Below are 15,322 nucleotides of genomic sequence, written 5' to 3' on the forward strand. Positions count from 1 at the left end.
CCGCCCACGGCGGCGCCCCGCGCGGAGCGGTTCGTCTCCGCGCGGGGCGCACCGAGCATTCCGGCGCTGCCGGTCAGCCGCAGCAGCCACCGCACTGGCACGGGGCCCCGGACTGGCAGCCGCAGCCACAGCCCGAGCCGCATCCGCAGGCGCCGAGCAGGGTCAGGTGCACCACCTCGGCGGGTGCCTCCTGCCGGGGATCGGTCGTGGGGGAATCGGCCATGGTTCCTCCTCAAGGCGTACGACAGAGCCGTACGCCACAGTGACGCGCGTACGACCGGGGCGTACGGACAAGGCGTGCCGCCCCACCCCATTGCATGCCCACCCCGGCGGGCGTATCAACGGCGCATGTGCGCAGAAACACGTGTGCGACCCGATGCGCCCATGTGCGCCTGCGTACCCCCCCCGCCACCGGCGGACGCCTGCGTACCCCCCACCGGCGGACGCCTACGCGCCCTCCACCGGCGCCTGCTGCTGGATCTCGTCGGCGTGCTCGCCCGTCACCAGGTAGACGACGCGCTTGGCGACCGACACCGCGTGGTCCGCGAAGCGCTCGTAGTAGCGGCCGAGCAGGGTCACGTCGACGGCGGTCTCGATGCCGTGCTTCCAGCGGTCGTCCATCAGGTGCTGGAACAGCGTGCGGTGCAGCAGGTCCATCTCGTCGTCGTCCTGCTCCAGCTGGAGCGCCAGGTCGACGTCCTTGGTGATGATCACCTCGGCGGCCTTGGCCATCAGGCGCTGCGCCAGCTGCCCCATCTCCAGGATGGTGGCGTGCAGGTCGTGCGGCACCGCCGACTGCGGGAACCGCAGCCGGGTCAGCTTGGCGACGTGCTGGGCCAGGTCGCCCGAGCGCTCCAGGTCGGCGCTCATCCGCAGGGAGGTGACCACTATGCGCAGATCCGTCGCCACGGGCTGCTGACGCGCGAGCAGGGCGATGGCCCGCGCCTCCAGGTCGTGCTGAAGGTCGTCGACCTTCTGGTCCGCGGCGATCACGCTCTCCGCGAGCTTGAGATCGGCGTCGAGCATGGACGTCGTCGCCCGGCCGATCGCCGACCCGACGAGACGGGCCATCTCGACCAGCCCTTCGCCGATCGAGTCGAGTTCCTCGTGGTACGCGTCACGCATGGAAGTCCCTCTCCAGTCCTCTGTGTAAGGCCGGGGCACGGTTCGAACCCCACGTTGCCACCCTGAGCGGCGTACGCGTCGGCTTCCGGCCGACCAAGTGAACCAACCCTTGCTCCTCGGTGAACTCTGGGCGACGAGTGTTCGGATAGACACTCGGATGGCTGGGAGGCTCCTCCCGGACCCGCATAACCTTGACGTATGGACGTGAACGCGGCAGTCGCCGCAGCTGCGGCGATCGGCGGTGCGTGTACCGGCGTGATCGCCATGCTTGCGTTCCGCTGGAGCGAGCGCGACCAGAAGAAGCCGACGCGAACCTCCATGCGGCCCGACAGCAACGCACCCCTGCCGCCCGGGGTGGACACGGTCCTGTCCGTGCTCAGCTCCTCGGCGGTCGTGCTCGACGAGAGCGACAGCGTGGTCAAGGCCAGCTCCGCCGCCTATGCGCTGGGACTGGTCAGGGGCGGACGGCTCGCCGTCGACGCGATGCTGAACATGGCCAGGGACACCCGCCGGGACGGCGAGATACGCCAGGTCGAACTGGACCTTCCCCGGCGCGGTACGGGCCGCGGCGAGGCCCTCGCGGTCTCCGCCCGGGTCGCCCCGCTCGGCTCCCGGCTGGTGCTCCTGCTGGTCGAGGACCTCACCGAGGCCCGCCGGATAGAAGCGGTACGGCGTGACTTCGTCGCCAATGTCAGCCATGAGCTCAAGACCCCGGTCGGCGCACTCTCGCTGCTCTCCGAAGCGGTGATGGACGCCTCCGACGACCCCGAGGCGGTGGAGCGCTTCGCGGGCCGGATGCAGATCGAGGCGACCCGGCTGACCAACCTCGTACAGGAGATCATCGACCTCTCGCGGGTGCAGAACGACGACCCGCTGGAGGACGCCGAGCCGGTCCGGGTGGACGAGCTGGTGGCCGAGGCCATCGACCGCTGCCGCCAGCAGGCCGGCTCGAAGCAGATCACCATGGCCGCGGGCGGCACCGCGGAGCTCCGCATCTGGGGCAACCGCGGCCAGCTCGCCGCGGCGCTCGGCAATCTCGTCGAGAACGCCGTCAACTACAGCCCCGCCCGCACCCGAGTGGGCATCGCCGCCAGGCGACTGTCCGTGCCCGGCGGGGACCAGATCGAGATAGCGGTGACCGACCAGGGCATCGGCATCTCGGAGAAGGACCGCGAGCGGGTCTTCGAACGCTTCTACCGCGTCGACCCCGCCCGCTCACGGGCCACCGGTGGCACCGGCCTCGGCCTCGCCATCGTCAAGCACGTGGCCGCCTCGCACGGCGGGGAGGTCACCGTCTGGAGCTCGGAGGGCCAGGGCTCCACCTTCACCCTGCGGCTGCCCGAAGCGGGCTCCGTACGGGAACGCGACCGCAGCTCGGGCGGACCGCCCGTCGTCAACGCCGACGAGGGCCCCGATGGATCCGCTCACCCCGACACCCTTGAACCATTCCCTGCCCCGGAGGTCCTTCCGTGACCCGAGTGCTCGTCGTCGAGGATGAGGAATCCTTCAGCGACGCCCTGTCCTACATGCTCCGCAAGGAGGGCTTCGAGGTCGCCATCGCGGCCACCGGCCCGGACGGGCTTGACGAGTTCGAGCGCAACGGCGCCGACCTCGTACTGCTCGACCTGATGCTGCCGGGCCTGCCCGGCACGGAGGTCTGCCGCCAGCTGCGCAGCAAGTCCAATGTCCCCGTGATCATGGTCACGGCGAAGGACAGCGAGATCGACAAGGTCGTCGGCCTGGAAATAGGAGCCGACGACTACGTGACCAAGCCGTTCTCCTCGCGGGAGCTGGTCGCCCGCATCCGCGCGGTGCTGCGCCGCCGCGGCGAGCCGGAGGAGGTCACGCCGGCCGCCCTGGAGGCGGGCCCGGTCCGGATGGACGTGGACCGTCACGTCGTCACCGTCGCCGGTGGCAAGGTCGACCTCCCGCTCAAGGAGTTCGACCTGCTGGAGATGCTGTTGCGCAACGCGGGCCGGGTGCTGACCCGTATGCAGCTGATCGACCGGGTGTGGGGCGCGGACTACGTGGGTGACACCAAGACCCTCGACGTCCACGTCAAGCGGCTGCGCGCCAAGATCGAGCCCGACCCGGGCGCTCCCCGCTTCCTGGTGACGGTCCGGGGCCTGGGGTACAAGTTCGAGCCGTAAACCGGCAGGTACGTACGCGAACGGCGGAGGGCGCCCCCCCGAATGGGGGGCGCCCTCCGCCGTTCGCGTATTCGCGTGCTGCTGCCTGCTGCCTGCTGCCTGCTGTTTGCCTGCGGTCAGCGGTCAGCGGTCAGCGCGTCAGTCGGCCTGTGTCGAGGCGGACGCGGCGTCGCTCGGGGTGGTGTCGCCGCTCTCGGACTCCGAGGGGGTGCCGCCCTGCGTCCCGGTGGTGGAGGAGGCCGACTCGCTCGGCGTCGCCCCGGTCGACTTCTTCGGCGCCACCGGCAGCGTGCTCGGGCCGAAGCCGGTGAAGTAGCTCGTCGCCGGCACGACGAAGGCGCCGAGCGGGATCTCACCGGTCGAGCTGAACTTGAAGACGACGGGCTGTACGTTGCCCGCCCGGGCGGCCTCGCGGCTGTTCTCGATCACGGCGGAGGCGTTGCCCTTGCCGCCGAGGACCACCCGGCCGCCGGCCGGGACCACGACCGCTCCGGCGCCCTTGGCGGCGTGCAGCTGCACCGAGGCGCTCGAACCCGGCAGCGTGACGGCTTCCAGGGTCTGCGGCTTCGTGCCGCTGTTGAACAGCGTCGCGGAGACGACGGCCGGGCCCTCGGCGGAGTGCTCGGGCTGGGTGATGACGTTCGCGTTCTGGACGCTGATGTCACCGATGGTGGTGGCAGCGGTGTCCGGCCTGACCTTGAGCGTCGCTGCGTCATTGCCCGCACCGCACGCGGTGAGCGAGGCGATCGAGAACACGATGGCGGTGGCGGCGAGGGCGCCGTGTCGAAGGCTGCGGCTCACGGCGGCGGCAACTCCTAGAACGTGTCGGACTGCGGACGGGGGAAGGAGCGACGTAAAGCCGCCCCGAGGGGAGCGACGTAAAGCCGCCCTAAGGGTGTGTCAGCGGCCTTAGGCTACCGAGCCGCCCTGTCCGCCCCGCACCCGACCCGCCCCTTGGGCCTCTCGTTTGGATCGGGCCGGCCCTCCGGCCGGGCAAAGGCATGCGGGTCGGTGCGGGCCGAAACGGGTCGACACATGCCGTTCACATATCGCCGGTGATCAATTCATGGGGCATGGCGCATTCCCTGCGTATAAGCGATCGCGCCGAGTTGTTGATCAATTTCATTGATCGACGGCACTTACCTCCGTACGAGTGATCGATCTCCGAACGGAGTACGGAAAGTTCATCATCCGGAATCCGGCAAAACGGGACGTTCGACCCCTCCGGAGAGTGGTCCGGATGTGTGTGACGTGTGTGTTTCGCCCTACCTGCAGAACCGCTCCGACCTGCGAATACCGTCCCCCACGAGCCTTCCGCAGCACGTGCGTGTTGCTGTTGTCAAGCCCCGAGATATGCCCTGACCTGCGAAAACGCCATTCAGGAGAAGCAGTTCTCGTGTTACTCTTGATAGCCACGGAAGGGGTACCTGTCACATGACGTTCAAGGTTGGCGACACCGTGGTCTATCCCCATCACGGGGCCGCGCTGATCGAGGCTATCGAAACTCGCCAGATCAAAGGCGTGGACAAGACCTACTTGGTGCTCAAGGTCGCCCAGGGCGACTTGACGGTTCGTGTGCCGGCGGACAATGCGGAGTTCGTGGGTGTGCGCGACGTGGTCGGGCAGGAGGGGCTGGACCGGGTCTTCGAGGTGCTTCGCGCACCGTATGCCGAAGAGCCGACGAACTGGTCCCGGCGCTACAAGGCAAATCTGGAGAAGCTCGCCTCCGGCGACGTCATCAAGGTCGCCGAAGTGGTTCGCGACCTGTGGCGTCGTGAGCGCGAGCGTGGACTCTCCGCAGGTGAGAAGCGCATGCTCGCCAAGGCTCGCCAGATTCTGGTGAGCGAGCTCGCTCTCGCGGAGAACACGAACGAAGACAAGGCCGAGGCTCTGCTCGACGAGGTTCTCGCGTCCTGAACCGGTTCGCGCCGGTCGTAATCAATGTGCCGCGGTGCCCGTTGACAACCGTATTCACGGTATGTCGTCGGGCGCTGCGGCATGTCTGCATGCGGCATGCCCGTATCAGGCTGCGGCCTGTCTTGATTTCTACGCAGCCTGTCCGGATTACATCCCGACGCACCGATGCGTTGGCTTCATCGGTGATACCCCCGATACGTTGCTCGCGATCTTGTGCAGCCGACCCCGAGCGGCCGGTACGGCTTGTCCGACGTCGACCGGGTGTCACGGAAAGGGCCCGGTCGAATCGGGGCGTGGCGCCCGGCTCGCTTGTGGCCATACCCATGTCGGCCGTGGAAACAAACATGCCGAAGCTTCGGAGTGCAATCGATGTCTGATCAATCGCGCCCGTACCGCACCGCCGCCGTGATTCCCGCGGCCGGCCGCGGTGTACGGCTCGGGCCGGGCGCCCCCAAGGCGCTCCGCGCGCTGGGCGGGACGCCCATGCTCATCCACGCGGTCCGGGCCATGGCGGCGTCCCGCGCCGTCTCCCTGGTGGTCGTCGTCGCCCCGCCGGACGGCGCCCCCGAGGTCAAGAACCTGCTCGACGAGCACGCCCTTCCCGAGCGCACCGACTACCTCGTCGTGCCCGGCGGCGACACCCGCCAGGAGTCGGTGCGGCTCGGTCTCGACGCGCTGCCCGAGGACGTCTCCGTCGTCCTCGTCCACGACGCGGCCCGCCCGCTGGTGCCCGTCGACACGGTGGACGCGGTGATCGAGGCGGTACGGGACGGGGCGCCCGCCGTGGTCCCCGCGCTGCCGCTGGCCGACACCGTCAAGGAGGTCGAGCCTGGTGCGCCGGGGGAGCCGGAGCCGGTGCTCGGGACGCCCGTGCGGGCCAGGCTGCGTGCGGTGCAGACCCCGCAGGGCTTCGACCGCGACACGCTCGTACGGGCGCACGGCGCCGTCGCCGTGGACGGTGAGGGCGCGACGGACGACGCGGGCATGGTGGAGCAGCTCGGGGCGCCCGTCGTGGTCGTCCCCGGGCACGAAGAGGCGTTCAAGGTGACCCGGCCGCTGGATCTGGTGCTGGCCGAGGCGGTACTCGCGCGCAGGAGGGCCAACGATGGCTTCTGAGGAACGGACCGGACCGGTGATCCCGCAGGTCGGGATCGGCACCGACATCCACGCCTTCGAGGAGGGGCGCGAGCTGTGGTGCGCGGGGCTGCTGTGGGAGGGCGAGGGGCCCGGTCTGGCCGGGCACTCGGACGCCGATGTCGTCGCCCACGCCGCGTGCAACGCGCTCTTCTCGGCCGCCGGGCTCGGTGACCTCGGGCAGCACTTCGGCACCGGGCGGCCCGAGTGGTCCGGCGCGGCCGGGGTGACCCTGCTCACGGAGGCGGCGCGGATCGTACGGGCCGAGGGGTTCGAAATCGGCAACGTCGCTGTCCAGGTCGTCGGCGTACGGCCGAAGATCGGCAAGCGGCGCGACGAGGCGCAGAAGGTGCTGTCGGCCGCCGTGGGGGCGCCCGTCTCGCTCTCCGCCGCCACCTCCGACGGGCTCGGCTTCACCGGGCGCGGCGAGGGCATCGCCGGGATCGCGACCGCGCTGGTCTACCGCACCGGCTGACCCGGCGAGGCCCTGACCTGCCGGTACTCCGGGGCCACGGCCTTGTTGCACATCGCTTGCACGTACGCTGGTGCGGCAAGCGATGTGTCGTACGAGGACGGTGGGCCCACCGATGAGCACGATGACCCGGGCCGCGGTGTCGGCCGGAGCCGACCAGTACGTACTGCGCACCGCCACCCCGGCCGACCTCGGCGGTGCGCGGGCCGTGATGCTCGACACCGTCTACCGCGACCTGAAGTCCGGTTACGTACCGCGCTGGCACGCCGACATCATCGATCCCGACGCCGCCTATCTGCGCCCGGACCGCTGCACCCTGCTGGTCGTCGAGTGCGACGGGGAGATCGTCGCCACCGGCGCGGTGCGCGACCGCGGGCCCCAGGCGCCGCCCAATCCGCAGTGGGTCGCGGACCGCTTCCCGTCCGGCACCACCGCCCAGCTCTGCCGGATCTACGTCGCCCCCGGGCACCGCAGGAACGGCCTGGCCCGACGGCTGGTGCGCGAGCTGTGCGACTTCGTCACGGCGGCCGGCGGGTACGAGGCGATCTACCTGCACACCGACCCGGCCGTGCCGGGCGCCGAGCCGTTCTGGCGGTCGCTGGCCGACGAGGTGTGCGACGAGCGCACGCTGGCGGGCGGTGGCCAGGGCATCGTCCACTTCGCGCTGCCGATGCCGGCACCCGCCACCCCCGCCCATTAGATGACAATCGTTTTCATATAAGGTCGCTGCCATGCCCACACCCCGACGCCGTCGCCCCGCGCTGCCCCTGGCGCTCTGCGCGACCGCACTCCTGGTCCCGCTCGCCACCGCCTGCTCCTCCAGCGGCACCGACGGTTCCGCGGACGGGCAACGGCTCCGGGTCGTCATGGCCTTCCCGCCCGCCCAGGCCATGTCCCCCTACGGCGACGACGCGGTCACCCTCAGCCGTCTCGCCGTGATCGAGGGCCTCACCACCCTCGGCAGGAACGGCGACGCCGAGCCCGCGCTCGCCACCTCCTGGAAGCGCGACAACGACCGCACCTGGACCTTCACCCTGCGCGACGCCGCCTTCCAGGACGGCACGAAGCTCACCTCCGCCGACGCCGTGCGCTCGCTGCGCGCCGCCGAGACGGCCTCGCCCAAGCCGCGCGTCCTCAGCGACACCCGCCTCACCGCCACGGCACCGGACGCGCGGACCGTACGGATATCCACCGCGGCCCCCGACCCGCTGCTGCCCCAGCGCCTGGCCAACCCCTCCCTCACGATCCTGTCCGAGGCCGCGTACAAGGGCGGCGGGGTGAACCCCGCCGGGCACGCCACCGGACCCTTCACCCTGAGCAAGGTCAACGGCGCCGTCAGCGCGACCCTCCAGCGCAACGACACCTACTGGGGGACCAAGGCCAAGGCCCCCGGCGTCGACGTGAAGTTCGTCGCCGACGGCACCGCACGCGCCAACGCGCTGCGCACCGGCTCCGTCGACGTCGCCGAGTACGTACCCATCTCGCAGGCCTCCCTCCTCGGCGAGAAGCTCGTCCACGCATTCCCCTCCGCCCGCACCAACGGCCTCTCCCTCAACACCCGCCACGGGGTCTTCGCCGACCCCGCGATGCGTGCCGCCGCCCGCGAGGCCATCGACTCCGGGGCCCTGGTCAAGGGCGTCTACGAAGGCCGCGCCGACACCGCGCAGGGCCTCCTCGGCCCCGGCGTGCCCTGGGCCGCCGCCGGCCGCACCGCCCCCACGGACCGGGCGGAGGCCGCAGGCAAGGCCGAGGTGGCGAAGACGGAGCAGATCGTCCTCGCCACGTACACCAACCGGCCCGAGCTGCCCGAGGTCGCCACCGTCGTCCAGCAGCAGCTCACCGCGCGCGGCTTCACCGTCAAGCAGGTCGTCCGCGACTACGCCCAGCTGGAGGCCGACGCGCTGGCCGGGAAGTACGACGCGTTCATCCAGGCCCGCAACACCCTCCTGGACACCGCCGACCCGGTCTCCTACCTCGCGTCCGACTTCACCTGCGACGGCAGCTTCAACATCTCCCAGCTCTGCGACAAGCGCGTCGACGCCGCCGTGGCCAAGGCCGCCGGACTCGCCGCCACCGACGACCGCCACCGCGCCGAGATGGCCGCCGAGGCCGACATCCTCGGCACCGACGCCCTCGTACCGCTGCTCCACGAACGCTTCGTCCAGGGGTACGACGACAGCCGCGTCCACGGCGTCTCGCTCGACCCGATGGAACGCACCCTGATCACCGCCGACACCCGCGTCGGGTGACCGGGTGAAGCACCTGGCGGGGCGGCTCGGCACGCTCCTCGCGATCCTCGCCGTCATCGGGCTGCTGCCCAGGCTGACCCGGACCGACCCGGCGCTCACGATCCTGCACGCCCGGTACGCCGACCGGCCGCCCACCCCCGAGACCCTCGACGCGATCCGCGCCGAGACCGGGCTCGACGGCGGGGCCGCACACGTCCTGGGCGACTGGCTGGGCGGCCTCCTCCACGGCGACCTCGGCACCTCCTGGGTCTCCGGACAGCCCGTCGCCCCCGAGGTGACGGCCGCGCTCGGCGTCTCCCTGACCCTGATGGGCGTCTCGCTCGCGGTCGCCCTGCTGCTGGCCGCCGCGCTCTGCGCGGGCACGCTGCGGCGCGGGGCCCGGCGGCGGATCGTCACCGCACGGGCCGGGACGGGCGCCGCCGTCCTCGCCGCGCTGCCGGAGTTCCTGCTCGCCGCCGTCCTGGCCACCGTCGTCGCCGTACAGCTCGGCTGGCTCCCGGCGCTCGGCTGGGGCGCGCCCGAGCAGCTGGTACTGCCCGCACTCGCCATGGGCATCCCGGCGGGCGCCCTCCTCGGCCGGCTGCTGGACGACGCGCTGCCCGCCGCGTTCGCCGAACCATGGGCGCGGGCCGCCGCCGCGGGCGGACTGCCCGGCCGCCGCGTCGCACGGCACGCGCTGCGCCGCACCCTGCCCGGACTGCTGCCGCAGCTCGGCCTGGTCGTCGTCGGCCTCACCGGCGGCGCCGTCGCCGTCGAGACGCTGTACGCCATCCCCGGCCTCGGCGGTACGGCGCTGGCCGCGGCCCTCGCCCAGGACCTCCCGGTCCTCCAGGCCTGCGTTCTGCTCCTGCTGCTCCTGGGCGTGATCGCGGGCGCCGCGGCCCGCCTCGCCGCCCGCGTCCTGCTCGGGCCCGCCCTGCGCGACGGGGCCCTCCCGGCGCTGGTGCCCCCGGCCCTGCCCGCCCGCCGGCTGCTCACCGCCGGTGCGGTGGCGCTCGCCGTGCTCCTCGCCGCCGTGACCGTCGCCGGACTGCTGCGCGACCCGCTGCACGTCGACGCCGCGGCCCGCCTCGCCGGACCGTCCGCCGCGCACCCCTTCGGCACGGACTCCCTCGGCCGCGACGTACTGGCCCGGCTCGGCCACGGCACGGCCCGTACGGTCCTCACCGCGGTCGCCGTCTGTGCCGTGACCCTGCTCCTCGGCCTGCTCCTCGGAGCGGTACGGGCCGGGGCGCTCACCGAGAGCGCCAACGCCCTGCCGGCCGTCCTCGGCGGCCTGGTCGTCGCGGGCGTCGCGGGCCCCGGCCCCTGGGGCGCCGCCGTCGCCGTCGCGGCCCTCGCCTGGGCGCCGCTCGCCGCGCACACCTCCGCCCTGTACGCACAGGAGCGGGCCGCCCCGCACCTCGCGGCCGCCCGCGCGATGGGCGCCGGGCGGCTGCACCTGGCCCGGCGCCACCTGCTGCCCGCCGTGGTGCCCCCGGTGCTGCGCCACGCGGTCCTGCGCGTCCCGGCCGTCGCGCTGGCCCTCGCCTCCCTCGGCTTCCTCGGCCTGGGCACCCGGCCACCGGCGCCGGAGTGGGGCCGGATGCTGTCGGAGAACCTGCCGTACGCGGAACGGGCCCCCTGGTCCGTGCTCGCCCCCGCCGCCGCGCTCGCCGCCCTGGGCGCGCTGTCCGTCCTCACGGCGACGACCGTACGGGGACGGGCCCGCACCAGGGCAGGCACGGCATGAACGGGCGTACCGGTACGGGCACGAACGGGCCTACCAGGACGGCCTTGAACGGGCACACCGGGACGGAATCGCGTACCGGGACGGGCTCCTTCGGGCACGGCCCCACCACCCCGGTACGCCCGAGGACGCACGACGGCCCGGTCCGGGGCCGCGCAGGGGAGTCCCCGCAGGACGACGAACGGATACCCGGGTTCTCCCGCGTACCCGCGGAACGTTCGTCGTTCGAGGAGACACCCCGGAGGGGCCCCGGACCCCCCCACCCGAAACCCGGCGACGGGGTGACCCCGTGACCCCCGCCGCACCCACCCTCCTGGCCGCGACGAGGACCACCCCCTACCTCCGCCTCCTCACCGCCACCCAGTTCGCCTTCAACATCGGCTTCTACGCCGTACTGCCCTACCTCGCCACCCACCTCGGCACCGGCCTCGGCATGGCCGGCTGGCTCGTCGGGCTCGCCCTCGGCCTGCGCGCCTTCAGCCAGCAGGGGCTCTTCGTCGTCGGCGGGGCCCTCACCGACCGGTACGGGCCCCGGCCCGTCGTCCTCGTCGGCTGCGCCCTGCGGATCGCCGGTTTCGGCTGGCTGGCCTTCGCCGGGTCCACCGCGACCGTCATCGGCGCGGTGGTCCTCATCGGATTCGCCGCCGCGCTGTTCTCGCCCGCCGTGGAGTCCGAGACCGCCCGCGAGTCCGTCCGGTACGAGCGGGACACCGGGACCCCGCGTGCCCAGGTGCTGGCCGTGTTCTCCGCCGCCGGACAGGCGGGCGCCTTCATCGGGCCGCTGCTCGGTTCGCTGCTCCTGCTGCTCGGCGCCGGATTCCGGGCGGCCTGCCTCGCCGGTGCGCTGGTCTTCGTCGGCGTCCTCGCCGGACACGCCCGGCTGATGCCCCGCCGGGCTCCCGTCACCCGGACGGCCGAGTCCCGCGGCTCCGTTCGCGAGGTGTTCGGCAACCGGCCCTTCCTCCTGCTCTGCCTCGCGTACAGCAGTTATCTGATCGCCTACAACCAGCTCTACCTCTCGCTGCCCGCCGAGGTGGAGCGGGCCACCGGCGCGCAGACCGCACTCGGCTGGCTGTTCGCGCTCTCCTCGCTCCTGGTGGTCTGCGCCCAGCTGCCCCTGACCCGCTGGGCCGCCCACCGTCTCGCCCCACGCACCGCGCTCGTCGCCGGGCTGGGGACCGTCGCCGCCGGGTTCGCCGCCGTACCGCTCACCCCCGGCGGCCCCGCCGGACTGCTGCCCGGCGCCACGCTCGTCGTGCTGCTGACCCTCGGGCAGATGCTGCTGGTCCCGGCCGCGCGGGGCCTCGTGCCGGAACTCGTCGACGACCGGCGGCTCGGGCTCGCCACCGGCGCGCTCTCGTCCGTCTCCGGGCTCGCCGTGCTCGGCGGCAGCGCCGCCACCGGGGCGCTGCTCCAGGCGCCCGGCCCGGTCCGCTGGGCGGTGCTCGCCGCCGTGCCGCTCGCGGGCGCCGCGCTCGCCCTGTGCCTTCCGGTGGGCCGGAACGGGAAGCGGGAGCGGTGCGACGGGGTTGAGGTAGGGGTGGAGACACCACCGATCCCACCGGGAGGACGTACGTCATGACCGCCGCACTCTCCGCAGAGCTCAAAGCGCTTCTCGACACCCCCGTCTTCGTCACCGTCGTCACCATCCAGCCCGACGGCAGCCCGCAGGCCTCCCCGGTCTGGGTCAAGCGCGACGGCGACGACGTGCTGATCTCGACCTCGGTGGGCCTCCGCAAGGAGCGGAACCTGAGCCGTGACCCGCGGGTCTCCGTCGTCGTGCAGCCCTTCGACGCCCCGTACACCTACGCCGAGATCCGCGGCACCGCCACCCTGACCACCGAGGGCGCCGAGGAACTCGTGGACGAGCTGTCGGTGAAGTACACCGGCAAGAAGTTCGCGGAGTTCAACCCCGCGGCCGCCGGCGAGGGCGGCGAGCGGGTGATCGTCCGGATCACCCCGCGCAAGGTCGTCGGAGGCGTCTGAGACCTCCCGCGCCACGAACTCGCCCCCGCGATCCCCCAAGGGGTCGCGGGGCACTGGTGCGCGCCCACTACCCTTGAGGCGTGACTATTCGCCTGTACGACACCAGCGCCCGGCAGATCCGTGACTTCGTACCGCTCACAGCGGGCTGTGTCTCGATCTACCTCTGTGGCGCGACCGTCCAGGCCGCCCCGCACATCGGGCACATCCGGTCCGGGCTGAACTTCGACATCATGCGACGCTGGTTCGAGTACCGCGGCTACGACGTCACGTTCATCCGGAACGTCACCGACATCGACGACAAGATCATCACGAAGTCCGCGGAACAAGGTCGCCCCTGGTGGGCCATCGGGTACGAGAACGAGCGGGCGTTCAACGCCGGCTACGACACGCTCGGCTGCCTCCCGGTCAGCTACGAACCCCGTGCCACCGGCCACATCCCCGAGATGATCGAGATGATGCGCGGCCTGATCGAGCGCGGTCACGCCTACGCGGCCGACGGCAACGTCTACTTCGACGTGCGCTCGTTCCCCGGCTACCTGGAGCTCTCCAACCAGGACCTGGACGATCTGCGCCAGCCCTCCGGCGACGGCGAGACCGGCAAGCGCGACCAGCGCGACTTCGCGATGTGGAAGGCGGCCAAGCCGGGCGAGCCCAGCTGGGAGACCCCGTGGGGCCGCGGCCGCCCCGGCTGGCACCTGGAGTGCTCCGCCATGGCGCACAAGTACCTCGGCACCGCCTTCGACATCCACGGCGGCGGCATCGACCTGATCTTCCCGCACCACGAGAACGAGATCGCCCAGGCCAAGGCGTACGGCGACACGTTCGCGAAGTACTGGGTGCACAACGGCTGGGTCACCATGTCCGGCGAGAAGATGTCGAAGTCGCTGGGCAACTCCGTGCTGGTCAGCGAGATGGTCAAGGCGTGGCGCCCGATCGTGCTGCGCTACTACCTCGGCACCCCGCACTACCGGTCGATGATCGAGTACAGCGAGGAGGCCCTGCGCGAGGCCGAGTCCGCGTTCGCGCGGATCGAGGGCTTCGTCCAGCGCGTCACCGAGAAGGCGGGCGAGACGGTCGCGCCCGCCGCCGAGGTGCCGCCCGCCTTCGCCGAGGCGATGGACGACGACCTGGGCGTCCCGCAGGCGCTCGCGATCGTCCACACCACGGTCCGCCAGGGCAACTCCGCACTGGCCGCCGACGACAAGGAAGCGGCGGTCGCCCGGCTCGCGGAGGTCCGCGCGATGCTCGGCGTCCTCGGCCTCGACCCGCTCGACGAGCACTGGGCGGGCGAGAGCGACCGCGGCGACGATCTGCACGGCGTCGTCGACACCCTCGTACGCCTCGTCCTCGACCAGCGCCAGTCGGCCCGCGAGCGCAAGGACTGGCCCGCCGCCGACGCCATCCGCGACCAGCTCAACCAGTCCGGACTCGTCATCGAGGACAGCCCCACCGGACCGCGGTGGACACTCGGCCCGCGCCAGTAGTCCTCCCATGTGCCGCCCGGCTCGCCGGGCGGCACACTTTCACTTATACGCACGCACGTCTGAAGCAACGAAACAGGTAGGTCATGGCCGGGAACAGCCAGCGCAGGAACCGCCGCACGTCCAACAAGAAGGGCATGCAGGTCGGCAGCGGTGGCCAGCGACGCCGTGGCCTCGAAGGCAAGGGCCCGACGCCGCCCGCCTCCGCCCGCAAGGGACACAAGAAGAACCGGGTCGCCAACGCCCAGGCCAAGCAGGCCGCGGCCCGCCGCCCCGCCCCCCGGCGCGGCGGCGTCAAGGGCACGTCCGAGATGGTCGTCGGCCGCAACCCGGTCTACGAGGCCCTGCGCGACGGCGTCCCCGCGACGACCCTCTACGTCCAGCAGTACATCGACAACGACGAGCGGGTCCGCGAGGCGCTCCAGCTCGCCGGTGCGCGCGGCAACATCAACCTGATGGAGGCCCCGCGCCCCGAGCTGGACCGGATGACGAACGGCCTGAACCACCAGGGCCTCGTCCTCCAGGTCCCGCCCTACGAGTACGCGCACCCGGAGGACCTCACCGCCGCCGCGTACGACAACGGCGAGGACCCCCTCATCGTCGCCCTCGACGGCGTCACCGACCCGCGCAACCTGGGCGCGATCGTCCGCTCCGTCTCCGCGTTCGGCGGCCACGGCGTGGTCGTGCCCGAGCGGCGCGCGGCCGGGATGACGGCGGGCGCCTGGAAGTCCTCGGCCGGTACGGCGGCCCGTACGCCGGTCTCCCGGGTGACCAACCTGACCCGGGCCCTGGAGGGCTACCAGAAGGCCGGTCTCACGGTCGTCGGCCTCGCCGCCGACGGCGAGCACACCGTCGAGGACCTGGCGGAGCTCGCCGGACCCGTCGTCATCGTCATCGGCAGCGAGGGCAAGGGCCTCGGCCGCCTCGTCGGCGAGACCTGCGACTACCGGGTCCGCATCTCGATGCCGGGCGGCGCGGAGTCGCTGAACGCGGGCGTCGCGGCCGGGATCGTCCTGTACGAGGTCGCCCGGCGCCGCGCCTGAGGTCGAACCGGCCGGGGGGCCGCCGTCCGGCTTCAC

The 15,322-nt window shown here is 72.2% G+C and carries 15 protein-coding genes; 12 read left to right on the forward strand and 3 right to left on the reverse strand.

The window, feature by feature from the left end:
* Nucleotides 1-73 precede the first annotated feature (73 nt).
* Both GA0115234_RS42250 and phoU read right to left on the reverse strand, forming a co-directional pair.
* Nucleotides 74-223, reverse strand: coding sequence for a hypothetical protein (locus GA0115234_RS42250; protein ID WP_176729113.1), 150 nt, complete (start codon nt 221-223; stop codon nt 74-76).
* Between the two features lie 224 nt (nt 224-447).
* Nucleotides 448-1,125, reverse strand: coding sequence for a phosphate signaling complex protein PhoU (gene phoU / locus GA0115234_RS08550; protein ID WP_093540269.1), 678 nt, complete (start codon nt 1,123-1,125; stop codon nt 448-450).
* Nucleotides 1,126-1,323: 198 nt separating this feature from the next.
* Between phoU and GA0115234_RS08555 the strand changes: the two genes are divergently transcribed.
* Both GA0115234_RS08555 and GA0115234_RS08560 read left to right on the forward strand, forming a co-directional pair.
* A complete protein-coding gene (locus GA0115234_RS08555; RefSeq protein WP_093540270.1) occupies nt 1,324-2,598 on the forward strand; it encodes a sensor histidine kinase in 1,275 nt (424 codons plus the stop codon).
* Nucleotides 2,595-3,275, forward strand: coding sequence for a response regulator transcription factor (locus tag GA0115234_RS08560; protein WP_093540271.1), 681 nt, complete (start codon nt 2,595-2,597; stop codon nt 3,273-3,275). The genes GA0115234_RS08555 and GA0115234_RS08560 overlap by 4 nt, the downstream gene beginning before the upstream one ends.
* A gap of 138 nt (nt 3,276-3,413) precedes the next feature.
* On the opposite strand, the gene GA0115234_RS08565 is transcribed toward GA0115234_RS08560, so the two are convergent.
* Nucleotides 3,414-4,076, reverse strand: a complete 663-nt coding sequence (locus tag GA0115234_RS08565) for a copper chaperone PCu(A)C (RefSeq protein ID WP_093540272.1) — start codon at nt 4,074-4,076, stop codon at nt 3,414-3,416.
* 633 nt (nt 4,077-4,709) lie between these two features.
* On the opposite strand from GA0115234_RS08565, the gene GA0115234_RS08575 reads away from it, so the two are divergent.
* The 10 genes from GA0115234_RS08575 (at nt 4,710) to rlmB (ending at nt 15,286) form a co-directional block, all read left to right on the forward strand.
* Nucleotides 4,710-5,192: a CarD family transcriptional regulator gene (locus GA0115234_RS08575; RefSeq protein WP_006380568.1), complete on the forward strand. Its 483-nt coding sequence runs from the start codon at nt 4,710-4,712 to the stop codon at nt 5,190-5,192.
* 369 nt (nt 5,193-5,561) lie between these two features.
* Nucleotides 5,562-6,308 (forward strand): 2-C-methyl-D-erythritol 4-phosphate cytidylyltransferase, encoded by a 747-nt coding sequence (gene ispD / locus GA0115234_RS08580; protein WP_093540273.1) that lies wholly within the window; start codon nt 5,562-5,564, stop codon nt 6,306-6,308.
* The gene (gene ispF / locus GA0115234_RS08585) at nt 6,298-6,801 is read left to right on the forward strand and encodes a 2-C-methyl-D-erythritol 2,4-cyclodiphosphate synthase (RefSeq protein WP_093540274.1); all 504 of its coding nucleotides are present in this window, start codon (nt 6,298-6,300) and stop codon (nt 6,799-6,801) included. The genes ispD and ispF overlap by 11 nt, the downstream gene beginning before the upstream one ends.
* Nucleotides 6,802-6,913: 112 nt before the next feature.
* A complete protein-coding gene (locus GA0115234_RS08590; RefSeq protein ID WP_093540275.1) occupies nt 6,914-7,498 on the forward strand; it encodes a GNAT family N-acetyltransferase in 585 nt (194 codons plus the stop codon).
* Nucleotides 7,499-7,529: 31 nt separating this feature from the next.
* The gene (locus GA0115234_RS08595) at nt 7,530-9,047 is read left to right on the forward strand and encodes an ABC transporter substrate-binding protein (protein ID WP_093540276.1); all 1,518 of its coding nucleotides are present in this window, start codon (nt 7,530-7,532) and stop codon (nt 9,045-9,047) included.
* A 4-nt stretch (nt 9,048-9,051) separates the two neighbouring features.
* Entirely contained in the window at nt 9,052-10,779 is a 1,728-nt protein-coding gene (locus tag GA0115234_RS08600; protein WP_093540277.1) for an ABC transporter permease subunit, read from the forward strand.
* 286 nt (nt 10,780-11,065) lie between these two features.
* Complete coding sequence (locus GA0115234_RS08605) at nt 11,066-12,358, forward strand: MFS transporter (protein ID WP_256088678.1); 1,293 nt, start codon at nt 11,066-11,068, stop codon at nt 12,356-12,358.
* The gene (locus GA0115234_RS08610) at nt 12,355-12,762 is read left to right on the forward strand and encodes a PPOX class F420-dependent oxidoreductase (protein WP_093540278.1); all 408 of its coding nucleotides are present in this window, start codon (nt 12,355-12,357) and stop codon (nt 12,760-12,762) included. The genes GA0115234_RS08605 and GA0115234_RS08610 overlap by 4 nt, the downstream gene beginning before the upstream one ends.
* Nucleotides 12,763-12,842: 80 nt before the next feature.
* Complete coding sequence (gene cysS / locus GA0115234_RS08615; protein ID WP_093540279.1) at nt 12,843-14,246, forward strand: cysteine--tRNA ligase; 1,404 nt, start codon at nt 12,843-12,845, stop codon at nt 14,244-14,246.
* 83 nt (nt 14,247-14,329) lie between these two features.
* Nucleotides 14,330-15,286, forward strand: coding sequence for a 23S rRNA (guanosine(2251)-2'-O)-methyltransferase RlmB (gene rlmB, locus GA0115234_RS08620; protein ID WP_093540280.1), 957 nt, complete (start codon nt 14,330-14,332; stop codon nt 15,284-15,286).
* The last annotated feature ends 36 nt before the right edge of the window (nt 15,287-15,322 follow it).

Origin of the sequence: Streptomyces sp. DvalAA-43 (assembly GCF_900091725.1) — a bacterium.
Classification (GTDB): Bacteria; Actinomycetota; Actinomycetes; order Streptomycetales; family Streptomycetaceae; genus Streptomyces; species Streptomyces pulveraceus.